This is a genomic window from Paenalcaligenes suwonensis (genome assembly GCF_011290505.1).
Classification (GTDB): domain Bacteria; phylum Pseudomonadota; class Gammaproteobacteria; order Burkholderiales; family Burkholderiaceae_B; genus Paenalcaligenes; species Paenalcaligenes suwonensis.
Map to the genome: position 1 here is coordinate 123,941 of NZ_JAANPV010000010.1, position 13,648 is coordinate 137,588.

Below are 13,648 nucleotides of genomic sequence, written 5' to 3' on the forward strand. Positions count from 1 at the left end.
ATCACTGCTGAATACCCGGAACACCTTTACGTATAGCGCTAGAAAAGTCTTCGCCGGTTATATCCGCCTGCAAGGCTCGTTCATTGATATACCCTGCCTGCTGCAAGGTTTCATACGGCACATTAGGGGTTAGCCCGTTTTGTTCTTGCACGTACTTCGCCACATGGCCCGATGCCAACAAACGGTAATCCATAGGCAAGGGAACAATTACCTTCGCCAGCTCGTAAATCACCGTCGTGCAATTACTGGTTAAGGTGTTATAGAACTCGGGGGTTTGCTGCAGTTCTTGAGCCTTCTCTACATAGGCCAAAAACAAGCGCTGTAAAGCTGGCTGGTCTAACTGCACACGGTATATATACACATCTTCGCCACGAGCATTGCTGCGTGTGCGAATAATATCGCTTTCCTCTGCGGCCACCAGCACCTGTTCATACTGCCTAAAAAAGCCTTTCCAAGCCGAAAACTGCTCGTGGCTTTCTTTACGTATTTCTAGTGAAAAAGTCAGGTAGCGCCCATCGGTAAAACCAAACGACACCAAGGTGTGCGCAATGTGCGGCCCCATCCAGTACGATAAGATTAAGTCGGCACTTTGCAATTGGTCTAACGGATAATCACGCGACTCCCAACTAACGGTGTAGTCATCTTCTGAGCGCCACGTAAAGTTACGTACATTATTCAAATGCACGGTATTACCGTCTACACGCGCTTCTAATAGCTGGGCCACATCATCGGCCCACACTCTATTGTGCGATGGCGTTTGGCTAAACCACCACCCTGCCGCTACCGCGAGCAGCAGCGCTATCCATGGCAAGCATCCAAAGCGTAGGCGTTTACGAGGCATCACTGCGCAAGGTTATTTCAGCAATTTCAGACGGACGGCCTAAGCGCAATGGGAAGCCAGACCATAGCCCCGCCCCATTGCCCACATACAACTGTCCTCCCTTAGTACCTACCTCATAGAGACCAGACACAAAGCCTTCGTTTGCCATACGCACGATCTGATCTATACCCAAGATATGCCCACCATGTGTATGGCCAGATAATTGCAGACTTACCCCTTTGGGCTCATTACGCAAAATATTGCCGGGGCGATGGTCTAACAAAATAATGGGAACCCCTGCAGGAGCATTCGCCAATGCCGCATCAATATCCGGAGCTACCTGACCAAAGTTCGCACCGATTTTGTCGGGTACACCCGCCAACACTAACTGTGCACCATCTTTGTGTAGCACTACGTGTTCGTTTTCCAGCATGTGTATGCCCAGCTCATCAAACACACGCATCCAGCGTTTGAAGTAGGCGTAGTACTCGTGGTTGCCCGCTACGGCGTACACGCCATCTTTGGCCTGTAAATCACCTAATGGGGGGTAATCGTTTTTGCGGGCATCTGGCGTACCATCAATAAGATCGCCCGAAATCACAATCAAGTCAGGAGACAACGCATTCGCACGAGTCACCACCTGCTCTGCCCACGGCCCTTGCAGCAATTTGCTCAGGTGTAAGTCGGTGAGGTGCACGACCTTGTAGCCATCAAACTCTTTGGCTAAGCCTGGAATGACCACCTCAAAACGTTTTACTTCTGGCACCGTAACGGCTTGCCATACACCTATACTGGCCAGCACTACCGACACCGCACACAATCCGTGAGCCACCGGCATGTTGCGCCATATTGCCCGCCCTTTAGCACGCGATACGGCAAACACGGCCAAGCCAATCACATCGCGTATCAGCAAGAAGCTGGCAAATAAGATCACCGCGCCTAAACTCGCCCCCAGCACCCACAGCGCTACAGGCGAAATTTCGGGAGATGCAATGCTGCCACCAAACAGATACTTCACAACTCTGTGCTGCAAAACGATCAGTATAGGCACCACACTTAACAGCACCCGCCATGGCCATGCTAGATTAAGCTTCCAAATGTAGCGCCAAAGTAGGTACAGCCCAATCAGCCCTGCAGCATTCAAAATCACAGTACAAAACTTCCTATTCGGATTGATACACCAACGGCACGCGTTTTACATTGCACATCAGTTCGTAAGAGATAGTACCCGCCGCATTTGCCACAGCGTTCACATCTACCTGTTTGCCCCACAGCTCCACCTTACTGCCTATGCCTGCATCGGGCAAATGAGTAAGGTCCACCGTTAACATGTCCATAGACACGCGCCCTATTAATTGGGATTTCTGACCATCAATGCTCACCGGAGTTCCATTAGGCGCACGACGCGGATAGCCATCGGCATAACCTACAGCTACCAAACCTACACGTACCGGCTCTTCGGCCACAAACGTACCGCCATAGCCCAGAGCTTCGCCTGGCAATAAGGTGCGCACAGCGAAAATTTCACTCTGTAGGCTCATTACTGGTTGCAGTGCATGCTCATAAGGCGTGGGGTCGGCACCATACAGCACAATCCCTGCTCGGCCCCAGCCTTGGCGGGCTTCTGGCCATTCCAAGATACCTGCCGAATTACAAATACTGCGCCCGCCTGCTAAACCTTCTATGGCAGACTCAAATACCGCCAACTGTTTTTCAGTCGCATCACTATTTGGCTCATCAGCACGCGCAAAGTGAGTCATAAAGGTAATGTCTATCACCTTACCGGTACACAATAAGCGCTTGTAGGCATCGGCCACTTGCTCTGGTCTGAAGCCCACGCGGTGCATACCGCTATCTACCTTCAACCACACACGTAAACCGTGTACATCGTTCAGTTGTTCAATCATGCGCACTTGCGCTTCGTGATGCACCACTGTCCACAGTTGATGTTGCTGTACCAACGCGAGTTCATCGGCATGAAACACGCCTTCCAACAACACTATAGGCTGGCGTATACCGGCCTCTCGTAATGTCAGCGCCTCACCTAGAAAAGCAACCGCAAACCCATCCGCCACATCCGCTAAGGCATGGGCACACTGTACTGAACCATGCCCATAGGCATTGGCTTTCAATACAGCCAAAGTAGGACCATCCTGCAAGCGACGCGCGAGCAGGTAATTATGGCGCAAAGCGCCCAAATCAATAATTGCTTGAGAAGGACGAGTCATAATGAATCAGACAGAAGTGTGATAGCGGTTAATCGCCAAAGCACCCATAGGGATTTCCGGCGCAGAGTAATGGGTTGGGCTGCTCAACGCACGTTGATGCAATTTTATAACGTTCACCTCAGACTGTGGACTACAGCCCCACAGCAAAGCTCACGAATGGCACACTTCAACCATAGCGCTTGACGAGATACTCAGGTAGGTCTAGCTCCTACCAATGACATTCACCTCTAGCATCCCAATCTATGAGTATTTTTACTATTTTAAGTAATGACTTATAGTTAATACCGCTAAAATTTAACCTTAAAGCAGTGATTCTCACTATAAAAAATCACACTACTCTTCTTTAAAAGCGAAATGCACCAACTAGATAGAATCGATAAAAAAATACTGCATATTCTGCAACGCGAAGGCCGTATCCCGATGACAGAGCTAGCAGAACGCGTAGGCCTTTCTGCATCGCCCTGCACCGAGCGTGTAAAACGTATGGAGCGCGATAAGATCATTACCGGTTACCACGCTAAACTCTCTGCCGCCGCCCTAGACAAACCCATGTTGGTATTTGTGGAAATTAAATTAGCCTCTAAATCAGAAGAGATTTTTGATAAAGTAAAACAAGAGCTTTTATTAATTCCAGACGTACAAGAATGCCATTTAGTTTCGGGCAGTTTCGACTACCTGATTAAAGCCAGACTGAGCGGTATGCGAGAGTACCGCCGCCTGCTAGGTGATATACTAAAACGCTTGCCTGTCGCGGCAGAATCGCAAAGCCACGTGGTCATGGAAGAAGTAAAAGAAAGCCTAAGTTTGAACCTCGATCGGTAAAATCTATTAAAAGCCCCCTAAATATAGTTGGCTTCTGTATTGATCATTGACCCCTGTCAATTACACTTGGGGTAAGAGCGTGTTTCAATAGCTCTATCTGATTTCATGACATGGTACACGCCATTTTGCGTCTGCCTTTTTCTTGTTTTAAGCATGGAGATTGTGACTTATGTCTATCAAATATATTGCTGCAGCGTTGTTGACTGCTGCTAGTTTGCCTGTTTACGCTGCTCAATGTGACATCACTATTGAAGGCAATGATGCCATGCAGTTCAACATGCAGGAAATCGTTGTAGATAAAGCCTGCACCGAGTTCACTGTAAACCTGAAGCACGTTGGTTCTATGCCTAAAGCGGCAATGGGCCACAACTGGGTACTGACAAAAACAGCCGATTTCCAAGCGACAGCCACTGAAGGCATGTCAGCAGGTATCGACAACAACTACGTTAAAGCGGGTGACGAACGCGTTATCGCTCACACAGACGTAGTGGGTGGCGGTGAGACTACATCCGTAACCTTTGACGTAGCTAAACTGGCTGCTGGCGAAGACTACACATTCTTCTGCTCTTTCCCTGGCCACTGGGCTATGATGAAAGGCACACTGAAACTGGGCGAATAATCCCTAGTTTCTTGCATGCCAAAAGCGCCGCAATTGCGGCGCTTTTTTGTGTCTGTGCTCTAGGTATATTAATACCCTGGGCCAGATGCCGCTTTAGTTTCTGGCGCACCACCCATATAGCGAGCGGCCATACTGCGTAAGCCAGACGCTAATACCGACGTATCTAGACCTACGGCAACAAATTCACAGCCTAAATCTAAATAGTATTGGGCATACTCTTCGCTTACCGACAAAATGCCTGCCGCTTTCCCTGCACGCTGAATACGCGCAATCGCCGTATCAATGGCTGCTTGCACATCAGGATGCCCTGGGTTTCCTAAATGCCCCATGGATGCCGACAAATCTGCTGGGCCAATAAAAATCCCGTCTACACCTTCTACCGCTGCAATCGCCTCGATGTTATTTAAGCCTTCTACACTTTCTACCTGTACCAGCAAACACATTTGATCGTTTGCCACTTCGGCATAGTTTTCAATGGCATTCCAACGTGATGCACGCGCCAGCGCCGCCCCTACCCCACGTATACCTTGTGGTGGGTAACGCATAGCTTGCGCCATCAACGTTGCTTGCTCTGGGGTATCTACCATAGGCACTAATAAGGTTTGCACGCCTATATCCAGCATTTGCTTAATTACGGCCACATCGCCCACTGGTGGACGAATCACGGGGTGGGAATTGTAGGGGGCAACCGCCTGCAATAACGACAGCAACGAAGGCACATCGTTAGGCGCGTGCTCACCATCTAACACCAACCAATCAAAGCCTGCCGTTGCCGCAATCTCGGCGGCGGTAGCACTGGGCAAACCTACCCATACGCCCACTTGCTGTTTAGTATGAAGACGCTGCTTAAACGTATTGACGGGAAGATTCATGCTTCAACCTTAGAAAGAAAAACTAGTAATCTACGGTAGCATATTTCACTATGCATATCGCCTGCACAGTGCAATGTTGCGTCCACTAACGACTAAAAACCACAGCTAGTCGTGTGATGACATCAACAGTTGTTCTAACTCAGGGGCTATGGCTGCATGGCCGGGTAATTGCGCTATTAGCTCACCCCATCTAAAGAGGGCAATCACTGGCACAGAGCGTATGCCATAGCGCTGGCTAATAGACGATGCCGCCGACACATCCACCTCAGCGTAATAAGCAAGCTCGGGATGACGGGCAGCAAACTGCTGAATCACAGGCTTTACCTGATGGCAGGGCTGACACCACGGTGCAAAAAAATACACCACCGCTTGCTCTACAGCAACGATGGTGTGTGAAAAATTATCTAAGGTCAGGGCATGTAAACCCTGACCGTAGGATTCTGTGTTCATGCAAGCGCCGCTTTGCGTTTATAACTACGCACCAACATTGCCCCCACACTTAAGCCCAATAGTGCAGCAACTAGCGAACCCATTAGCACCCCTAACTTGGCAGCGCCTAACAAGCTTTCGTCCACAAAGGCCAGCATGGCAATAAAGATAGACATAGTGAAGCCAATACCGGCTAGCAACCCTATTAGCGCAATGCCAGACCATGTCACACCTTCGGGAAGTTTGCACAGTTTCAACTGCACCATCAGCCAACTCACACCGATAATCCCAATAGGTTTACCCAGTACCAGTGCCGCCATCACACCTATCATGACCCAGCTTGCACCGTCTTGGCTTAACTCTATACCGTCAAAGCTCACACCGGCGTTAGCCAACGCAAACAACGGCATCACCCCAAAGGCTACCCACGTATGCAGCGCCATTTGTACACGGGTTACGGGAGCCAACATATCGCGTTGGGCACGGCGCACATCGCTTAAGGCATGGGCCAAATCTTCGGGCTCTACCGTTTCATTACGGTCATTACGTTGACGCAAATCTTGCACCACACGCTCTAGCGTTTTCATGGGGCGTTCAAGTCGGCGGCTAGGCAGCACAGGCGTCATCAACCCTAGCACCACACCCGCTAGCGTTGGGTGCGCACCTGTCATCAACACCCCACCCCAAATAATTAAGCCAGGAATCACATACGCGTAGGCCGACCCTATGCCTATGTGCTGTAAACCCAAGACCAGCACAATGCCCAGAGCGACCACGACAAAGCCACTGTAATCCAAACCACCCGAATAGAAGAAGGCGATGATCAACACAGCAACAATGTCGTCAATGATGGCTAAAGCCAGCAAAAACACACGAATATTAGACGGTATAGAACGGCCCAATAGCGCCAGCACACCTACAGCAAACGCGATATCGGTGGCGGTAGGCACAGCCCAACCATGGCTTTGCGGAGACTGGCTATTAAACGCCACGTAGATTAATGCCGGAGCAGCCACACCACCAAAAGCTGCCGCAATAGGCATCATCGCTTGGCGTATATCGCTTAACGCACCTTCGTGCATTTCACGGCGTATTTCCATACCCACAACCAAGAAGAACAAGGTCATTAAGGCATCGTTAATCCAGAAGTGCAGAGGCCTATCAAAAACCTGATCGCCTAAGCCAATGGAAAATGAGGTGTGCCACAAGGCATGATAGCTATCCGCCCAAGGCGAATTTGCCCAAATCAATGCCACGGCGGCTGCTAGTAACAGCACCATGCCACTAACGGCTTCAATGTGGAGGAAACGGCTTACTGTAGAAAACGCGCGCTCGGTCAGTACCTGAGCTTTAGGCAGGACGGGTGTTTGGTTCATTGTCTTTGATACTTTGCGTGGCGGCCCGACCAACGCTTGTGAACCTGTCTCACTGCCGGATTGCAGCTGACACCCAGCTTAAAATTTTAACGCGTCTTCTCATTTCAAGAATTAGGGTTTACCACTATTTTTCTGTTTTATATCAGGAAATCGCGAAGAAATAGCTACTAATCAGTGATCAACGGTAGACTATTTATTTCACGTATTCCTTTGGAGCTGACCATGACTTCCACTACGCCCCGCATGACCAATTTGTTTCTGCAATTAGGGCTAGATGCCAGCGAACAAGGCATTGCCGACTTCATTATCAGCCACCAATTACCCGCCGATACCTACATTGCTGATGCCCCTTATTGGGACGAAGGCCAACGCCAATTTCTGGCAGAACAACTGAAAAGTGACGGCGCTTGGGCAATTATCGTGGACCAGTTAAATGAGTCCTTACACGAAGACGCCGTCAAAAAAATCACAGGCTTCTAAGCGACTATTGCTTAGGCTGTAGCTGTTTCCGTCGCACTAAATTCTTTGTATGCTGCCACCGCATTGGCGGCATACATCATCGACGGCCCACCGCCCATATACACCGCTACGCCCAAAGCCTCGTGCACTTCGGCCTCGGATGCTCCTAGTTTCACCAACGCTTTGCTGTGAAACCCTATACAGCCGTCGCAACGCACTGCCACACCAATCGCCAACGCAATCAGCTCTTTGGTTTTGGCATCCAACACGCCTTCGGCACTACCGGCCCGATTTAAGGCATTAAACTCTTTCATCACCTGCGGGATATTCTTGCCCAACTCGCTGAGATTACTTGAAATATCTTGCGTCAGTTTTTTGAACTCTACCGTCATGTTTCTACTTTCCTATTACGAATATGGCGGTCATTCTGACTGACACGCCGTTTAATTAACCTGCTCTTTGGCCTCGCTTGGAGCGCAATAAATGTCCCACAAGGTTTGCATTAGCCTCATAGTGCTGGGATCCACCAATCGGTAATACACGTACTTACCTATTTTCTCAGTCGCTACTATTCCCTCTTGGCGCAACACCGCCAATTGCTGCGATAACGTAGGTTGATGTATGCCCGTACGCGTTTCCAGCTGCCCTACATTTAAGGGTTCAAAAGCCATTTGACACAGCAACATCAAGCGGTCTTCATTGCCTAAGGCTTTTAACAACGCACACGCCTTACCTGCGTGCTCTCGCATTTTTTCAGGTGACAAAGTGATAGTGGCAGTAGTCATAATTCAATTTACATGCTAACAATATATGTAATTATATATTGTTAGATTAAAAAAACCGACTACTCACCACCAGAACACGGTTAGGACGCGCTCCATTTCACCGGAATTTTCAAATACGACACACCGTTATCTTCGGGTGTGGGTAACTGCCCTGCTCGTATATTCACTTGCACAGACGGCAGCAGCAACACAGGTGCCGACAACGTAGCATCACGCGATTCGCGCAAGCTTACATAGGCTGCTTCATCTACCCCATCGTGTATGTGTATGTTATTTGCGCGCTGCTCTGCCACTGTAGTTTCCCATGCAAACACATCACGCCCTGGTGCCTTGTAATCGTGGCACATGAACAAACGCGTCTGTGGTGGCAGTGACAAAATCTTGCGTATAGAGCGGTATAACTGTGCCGCACTACCACCGGGAAAATCGGCACGTGCGGTACCGTAATCAGGCATAAACAAGGTATCGCCCACAAACACCGCATCGGCAATCTTGTAGGCCACACATGCAGGCGTATGACCTGGCGTATGCATCACCTCTATAGTCGCCTCACCTAGCCTAAGCACATCACCATCTTGCAGCAAACGATCAAACTCCACCCCTTTACCAGACACATCATGCACATTAAACACAGCGCTGAAAATCGTTTGCACCGTGCAAATGTTTTCCCCAATAGCAATCTGAGCGCCTGTAGCCTGCTTCAAAAAAGGCGCTGCACTCAAGTGATCGGCGTGAGCATGTGTTTCCAGAATCCAGACCACCTCTAGCCCTTGCTCCGTTGCAGACTGCAAAAGATGCGCGGCAGAACGCGTTGCCACCTCGCCACTGCGGTGGTCGTAATCCAAGACCGGATCAATAATCGCTGCTTGGCGACTAACAGGGTCAGACACCAGATAACTCACGGTGTAGGTAGGTTCGTCAAAAAAAGCCTGAATATGAACCGCATCGCTACGCATGGCATTTTTCCTTTGCTAGATTCATTAATTTAGAATATGCTAAATTAGAAATATCTAAAATACAAGACCCAGAAGATGACAGCCCCACACGATTACATTAGCTTCTTACAAAATGGCGCGAACCAAGCCGCTGCCATGCTGCGCACCTTAGGCAACGAACATCGCTTGCTCATTCTGTGCCTGCTAATAGAACACAAAGAGATGACAGTAGGCGCGCTAAACCACTATGTCAGCCTTAGCCAGTCTGCCCTATCGCAGCACCTAGCAAAAATGCGCGACGAGAACCTCATCACCTACAGGCGCGAAGCTCAAACCCTGTATTACCGTATAGCTGACCCGAAAATAGAACAGTTAATCAGCACCTTAAAAACCATTTTCTGTCCGTAACACCCACGGACCAACCCATGCAGTTCACTCGCTTTAGCGGAGAAACCATATGAAAACCAATGTAGGCGGTATAGATAGAATTTTGCGTGTAATCGTAGGGCTAGTACTGGTGATTTTGGCTAGCAGCGGCACAGTAGGCTGGTGGGGATGGCTGGGGATTATCCCGTTGCTAAGCGGCTTATTTCGCGTGTGCCCGTTGTACTCAATCTTGGGGGTTAATACCTGCGGGACTTGTCGTAAGTAAAAGGATTCGCAGCTAACTGCTAACGAAAACGTAAGCCGCTTCTCTATGCCCTGAGAAGTGGCTTATTTTTTATGTGATAACGAGGCGTAATGAATCTAGAACCAGGCTAACAGTTGACTGCCGGATTCCAAGCCCACTTACTCACGACTGGACTGCATTAGCCTAAGGCTGCGAAAGTATTTTTTTATTTGAGACACCAAATAAAAAAACACTTCCATCCGCCTTTTGCTCGTCGCTTGCAGAGGTTTTTAGACAGATGATTTCTGTAGGTGTGCGTACTTCTGTAGCGAAGCACACAGCCACTCAAGAAAGGGCTGTAAACCCAACAATGGCAATACCTCAGGGGAGGCGGAGGAAAACTTTTTTGATTTGGTGTCTCAAATCAAAAAAAGTTGTTCCGCAGTCCCCCAGCATGTGCGATGAATCCGGCATCTCATCAGCACACATACACACGCCACAAACAAAAAAACCGCCCGTAAAAACGAGCGGTTCTCTTTGCGAATAAACAGACCAACGTTACTCTGCTGCGACCACAGGCATAGTAGCCGCCTGACGGCGATCCACAATAACGCCCAGCACCACAATCACCAACGCTAACCCAGTGGTATACAGCACCTCGGTACGGTATGTACCCTCGATCACCATCACCACCAACGCACTGATAATTGTGAAAATCACCGCATACGTTAACCACGGGAACAACCACATTTTAAAGGTCAGTTCACGTTTTTCCTTGATCAACTTACGACGCATACGCAACTGCGAGAACGCAATACACAGGTACACATACAGCGCAATCGTACCAGTGGCTTGCATCAGCACATCGTAAATATCCATCGTTTCAGTCGCGGTTAAATACACGGCCACCAGCGCAAACAAACTAGACGCCACCACACCCACATAAGGCGTACCAGTGCCGCGACCCACTTTCTGGAAGGACTTAGGTGCATCACCACGTCGTGATAAGGAATACAGCATACGTGACGAGGTATACAACGCCGAGTTAAAGCAACTGCACACCGATGTCAGCACCACAAAGTTCACGATCTCGCTGGCGTGGGGAATACCCAATGCATTTAACGTCACCGCGTAAGTACCTTCTGTGGACAAACTTAACCCTGGGCTGTTGTACGGGATCAAGCACACCACGATAAAGATAGAACCCACGTAGAACAGCGAAATACGCCAAGCTACTGAACGTGTAGTTTGTACAATGGCTTTGCTGGGGTTCTCGGACTCTGCAGCCGCAATAGTGACGATTTCCGCACCAATGAACGCAAACATCGCCCCCAACAACGCCACCACCACGGCACCAAAACCATTAGGCATAAAGCCTTGCGAGGTCAGGTTAGACCAGCCGCTGGTCGTGCCCGAAGGCCATAAATGCACGATTGCCAGTGAGCCAATGATAATAAACAGCACAATGGCAACCACTTTAATTAAGGCGAACCAAAACTCAAACTCGCCATAATTTTTCACGTTCATGAAGTTCACCACCATCAATGCGGCAGTAACAATCAGCATGTAACCCCAGATAGGTATCATCGGGAACCAACCGTGCAAAATTGCACCGGCCACATAAGCCTCCCACCCCATCAACAGTGACCAGAAACTCCAATACAGCCAGCCAATCGTAAACCCAGCCCAATGACCAATTGCTCGGTCGGCATAAGTAGAAAATGAACCTGTATCAGGTTGGGCAACGGCCATCTCGCCCAACATACGCATTACCAATATAACGAGCGCTCCACCGCCCATATACGCCAATATAGCTGCTGGACCGGCGTTCGCAATCACCTTCCCAGAACCTACAAATAATGCTCCACCAATGACTCCTGCTATAGATAGCATGGTCAAGTGACGAGACTTTAGCCCGCCCTTTAACTTATTTTCTTCTGCGCAACTCATTTGTACCGCCCTATAAAACGGATTAACTCTTAATAGCCCATTAAGTGTTTGACCTGTTAGTCATGAAATGTATTTGCCCTCCTATGCAGATTAATGAATGAGTAATAATTATTTTTGATGACAAACTATAACGCCATACGCGCTAAAAATAGGATTTATTTACGCAAAAAACTCTGATCTAAAACAAGAAAACGGGGCTTAAACCCCGTTTTCTTTAAGAGCGCATTAACCCATTAGTGGCTAACTTGGCTCAAGTCACCTTTAACAGTATCGAATACCTCGGTAACGTTTTTAGGCGGCTCTTTGCCCATCAAGCTCACCACAATAATGGCCAAGGTGCCCAGAATGAAGCCTGGAATGATTTCGTACAGACCCAGCCAGGCGTACTGATTCCAGATCAGCACCACCACAGCACCCACAACCATACCGGCCAGCGCACCATTGCGCGTCATTCTGCGCCACAACAGGGACAACAAGATCACTGGACCAAACGCGGCACCAAAACCTGCCCAAGCGTAGCTCACCATAGACAGCACACGGCTATTTGGATTCCATGCCAAGATAATGGCCACAATCGCTACCAACAGCACCATGGCACGGCCAAACCACACCAACTGTGCATCGGTGGCATCGCGCTTGATAAAGGTTTTGTAGATATCCTGTGTCAACGAGCTTGAGCACACCAGCAACTGTGCAGACAAGGTACTCATCACCGCCGCCAAAATAGCAGCAAGCAAGATACCGGCTATCCATGGGTTAAACAGCAGCATGGACAACTCGATAAACACACGTTCGGAGTTCTCGTTCACACCAGCAGCTTGACCAGGATTGGCCGAGAAGTACGCAATACCGAAGTAACCTACCGCTACCGCACCAGCCAAACACAGAATCATCCATGTCATACCAATACGACGCGCATTAGGAATAGTTTTTACCGATTCTGCTGCCATGAAGCGCACCAGAATATGTGGCTGGCCAAAATAGCCTAAGCCCCATGCCAACAAGGAGATCACGCCCACAAAAGACGCACCCTGCCACAAGTCAGCATGCATAGGATTAATAGCAATTACAGCTGCATTCGCGTCCGCAAAGCCGCCAGCGCCCATAATCACCACCAATGGGGTCAACACTAGCGCCGTAAACATCAATGAAGCCTGAATAGTGTCTGTCCAGCTTACTGCCAAGAAACCACCAATAAACACATAGGCAATGGTGCAGAATGCGCCTACGAACATAGCAGTGGTGTAAGACATGCCGAACATGCTTTCAAACAATCTAGCACCAGCAACTACGCCTGACGCGCAGTACAGCGTGAAGAACACCAGAATCACTACGGCTGACACAATGCGCAGCACGTTGGAACTGTCTTCAAAACGGTTAGAGAAAAAGTCGGGCAATGTCAGCGCATTACCGGATTTTTCGGTGTACACACGTAAACGTGCGGCCACAAAGCGCCAGTTTAAATAGGCACCTAAGGTTAAGCCTATGGCAATCCAGGATGCAGAGATCCCGTTGTCATAAACAGCGCCTGGTAAGCCCATCAGCAACCAGCCGCTCATGTCTGACGCCCCAGCGGCAAGTGCCACCACGAAAGGCCCCAGTCGGCGTCCGCCCAGAATGTAGTCGGACAGATCGTTTGTAGCCCTGTAGCCCAGCCATCCGATCAACAGCATCCCTACGATATAGATTACGAACATCGTCGTAATCTGCATATTGGCTATTTGCATAGCATTCTCCCTTTTG

16 protein-coding genes are annotated in these 13,648 nt (G+C 49.2%); 5 read left to right on the plus strand and 11 right to left on the minus strand.

Translation table 11 applies throughout. The features are described from left to right. Position 1 precedes the first annotated feature (1 nt). The 3 genes from GY634_RS14880 to alr are packed head-to-tail and all read right to left on the minus strand — an operon-like array spanning position 2 to position 3,048. The gene (locus GY634_RS14880) at positions 2 to 841 is read right to left on the minus strand and encodes an Lnb N-terminal periplasmic domain-containing protein (RefSeq protein WP_166409509.1); all 840 of its coding nucleotides are present in this window, start codon (positions 839 to 841) and stop codon (positions 2 to 4) included. After that, positions 831 to 1,970: a metallophosphoesterase gene (locus GY634_RS14885; protein WP_166409510.1), complete on the minus strand. Its 1,140-nt coding sequence runs from the start codon at positions 1,968 to 1,970 to the stop codon at positions 831 to 833. The genes GY634_RS14880 and GY634_RS14885 overlap by 11 nt, the downstream gene beginning before the upstream one ends. Positions 1,971 to 1,983: 13 nt before the next feature. Further along, a complete protein-coding gene (alr, locus tag GY634_RS14890) occupies positions 1,984 to 3,048 on the minus strand; it encodes an alanine racemase (protein ID WP_166409511.1) in 1,065 nt (354 codons plus the stop codon). Positions 3,049 to 3,402: 354 nt separating this feature from the next. On the opposite strand from alr, the gene GY634_RS14895 reads away from it, so the two are divergent. Next, entirely contained in the window at positions 3,403 to 3,870 is a 468-nt protein-coding gene (locus tag GY634_RS14895) for an AsnC family transcriptional regulator (protein ID WP_166409512.1), read from the plus strand. 169 nt (positions 3,871 to 4,039) lie between these two features. Then, positions 4,040 to 4,489, plus strand: coding sequence for an azurin (azu, locus tag GY634_RS14900; protein WP_166409513.1), 450 nt, complete (start codon positions 4,040 to 4,042; stop codon positions 4,487 to 4,489). Positions 4,490 to 4,557: 68 nt separating this feature from the next. Here azu and hpaI read toward each other — a convergent pair whose 3' ends face one another. The 3 genes from hpaI to nhaA all read right to left on the minus strand — a co-directional run bounded on the left by hpaI (position 4,558) and on the right by nhaA (position 7,166). After that, positions 4,558 to 5,361: a 4-hydroxy-2-oxoheptanedioate aldolase gene (gene hpaI, locus GY634_RS14905; protein ID WP_166409514.1), complete on the minus strand. Its 804-nt coding sequence runs from the start codon at positions 5,359 to 5,361 to the stop codon at positions 4,558 to 4,560. A 105-nt stretch (positions 5,362 to 5,466) separates the two neighbouring features. Then, entirely contained in the window at positions 5,467 to 5,811 is a 345-nt protein-coding gene (locus tag GY634_RS14910; RefSeq protein WP_166409515.1) for a thioredoxin family protein, read from the minus strand. Beyond that, on the minus strand, positions 5,808 to 7,166 hold the full coding sequence (nhaA, locus tag GY634_RS14915) for a Na+/H+ antiporter NhaA (protein WP_166409516.1): 1,359 nt from the start codon (positions 7,164 to 7,166) through the stop codon (positions 5,808 to 5,810). The genes GY634_RS14910 and nhaA overlap by 4 nt, the downstream gene beginning before the upstream one ends. Positions 7,167 to 7,388: 222 nt before the next feature. On the opposite strand from nhaA, the gene GY634_RS14920 reads away from it, so the two are divergent. Continuing rightward, positions 7,389 to 7,646, plus strand: a complete 258-nt coding sequence (locus tag GY634_RS14920) for a DUF2789 domain-containing protein (RefSeq protein ID WP_166409517.1) — start codon at positions 7,389 to 7,391, stop codon at positions 7,644 to 7,646. 11 nt (positions 7,647 to 7,657) lie between these two features. Here GY634_RS14920 and GY634_RS14925 read toward each other — a convergent pair whose 3' ends face one another. From GY634_RS14925 to GY634_RS14935, 3 genes are all read right to left on the minus strand, one after another. Further along, on the minus strand, positions 7,658 to 8,017 hold the full coding sequence (locus GY634_RS14925) for a carboxymuconolactone decarboxylase family protein (RefSeq protein ID WP_166409518.1): 360 nt from the start codon (positions 8,015 to 8,017) through the stop codon (positions 7,658 to 7,660). A 51-nt stretch (positions 8,018 to 8,068) separates the two neighbouring features. After that, positions 8,069 to 8,410: an ArsR/SmtB family transcription factor gene (locus GY634_RS14930; protein WP_166409519.1), complete on the minus strand. Its 342-nt coding sequence runs from the start codon at positions 8,408 to 8,410 to the stop codon at positions 8,069 to 8,071. A gap of 80 nt (positions 8,411 to 8,490) precedes the next feature. After that, a complete protein-coding gene (locus GY634_RS14935; RefSeq protein ID WP_166409520.1) occupies positions 8,491 to 9,366 on the minus strand; it encodes an MBL fold metallo-hydrolase in 876 nt (291 codons plus the stop codon). A 75-nt stretch (positions 9,367 to 9,441) separates the two neighbouring features. Between GY634_RS14935 and GY634_RS14940 the strand changes: the two genes are divergently transcribed. Next, positions 9,442 to 9,753 carry an ArsR/SmtB family transcription factor gene (locus GY634_RS14940; protein ID WP_166409521.1) on the plus strand — a complete coding sequence of 104 codons (312 nt, stop codon included), beginning with the start codon at positions 9,442 to 9,444 and terminating at the stop codon, positions 9,751 to 9,753. 49 nt (positions 9,754 to 9,802) lie between these two features. Then, complete coding sequence (locus GY634_RS14945; RefSeq protein ID WP_166409522.1) at positions 9,803 to 9,997, plus strand: YgaP family membrane protein; 195 nt, start codon at positions 9,803 to 9,805, stop codon at positions 9,995 to 9,997. 516 nt (positions 9,998 to 10,513) lie between these two features. Here GY634_RS14945 and GY634_RS14950 read toward each other — a convergent pair. After that, positions 10,514 to 11,905, minus strand: coding sequence for an amino acid permease (locus GY634_RS14950; protein WP_166409523.1), 1,392 nt, complete (start codon positions 11,903 to 11,905; stop codon positions 10,514 to 10,516). Positions 11,906 to 12,138: 233 nt separating this feature from the next. After that, a complete protein-coding gene (putP, locus tag GY634_RS14955) occupies positions 12,139 to 13,632 on the minus strand; it encodes a sodium/proline symporter PutP (protein ID WP_166409524.1) in 1,494 nt (497 codons plus the stop codon). Positions 13,633 to 13,648 lie beyond the last annotated feature (16 nt).

Coding starts and splice junctions, on each gene's coding strand:
- GY634_RS14880 (WP_166409509.1), bottom strand. CDS start 841: ATGCCTCGTAAACGCCTACGCTTTGGATGCTTGCCATGGATAGCGCTG.
- alr (WP_166409511.1), bottom strand. CDS start 3,048: ATGACTCGTCCTTCTCAAGCAATTATTGATTTGGGCGCTTTGCGCCAT.
- GY634_RS14895 (WP_166409512.1), top strand. CDS start 3,403: ATGCACCAACTAGATAGAATCGATAAAAAAATACTGCATATTCTGCAA.
- azu (WP_166409513.1), top strand. CDS start 4,040: ATGTCTATCAAATATATTGCTGCAGCGTTGTTGACTGCTGCTAGTTTG.
- hpaI (WP_166409514.1), bottom strand. CDS start 5,361: ATGAATCTTCCCGTCAATACGTTTAAGCAGCGTCTTCATACTAAACAG.
- GY634_RS14910 (WP_166409515.1), bottom strand. CDS start 5,811: ATGAACACAGAATCCTACGGTCAGGGTTTACATGCCCTGACCTTAGAT.
- nhaA (WP_166409516.1), bottom strand. CDS start 7,166: ATGAACCAAACACCCGTCCTGCCTAAAGCTCAGGTACTGACCGAGCGC.
- GY634_RS14920 (WP_166409517.1), top strand. CDS start 7,389: ATGACTTCCACTACGCCCCGCATGACCAATTTGTTTCTGCAATTAGGG.
- GY634_RS14925 (WP_166409518.1), bottom strand. CDS start 8,017: ATGACGGTAGAGTTCAAAAAACTGACGCAAGATATTTCAAGTAATCTC.
- GY634_RS14930 (WP_166409519.1), bottom strand. CDS start 8,410: ATGACTACTGCCACTATCACTTTGTCACCTGAAAAAATGCGAGAGCAC.
- GY634_RS14935 (WP_166409520.1), bottom strand. CDS start 9,366: ATGCGTAGCGATGCGGTTCATATTCAGGCTTTTTTTGACGAACCTACC.
- GY634_RS14940 (WP_166409521.1), top strand. CDS start 9,442: ATGACAGCCCCACACGATTACATTAGCTTCTTACAAAATGGCGCGAAC.
- GY634_RS14945 (WP_166409522.1), top strand. CDS start 9,803: ATGAAAACCAATGTAGGCGGTATAGATAGAATTTTGCGTGTAATCGTA.
- GY634_RS14950 (WP_166409523.1), bottom strand. CDS start 11,905: ATGAGTTGCGCAGAAGAAAATAAGTTAAAGGGCGGGCTAAAGTCTCGT.
- putP (WP_166409524.1), bottom strand. CDS start 13,632: ATGCAAATAGCCAATATGCAGATTACGACGATGTTCGTAATCTATATC.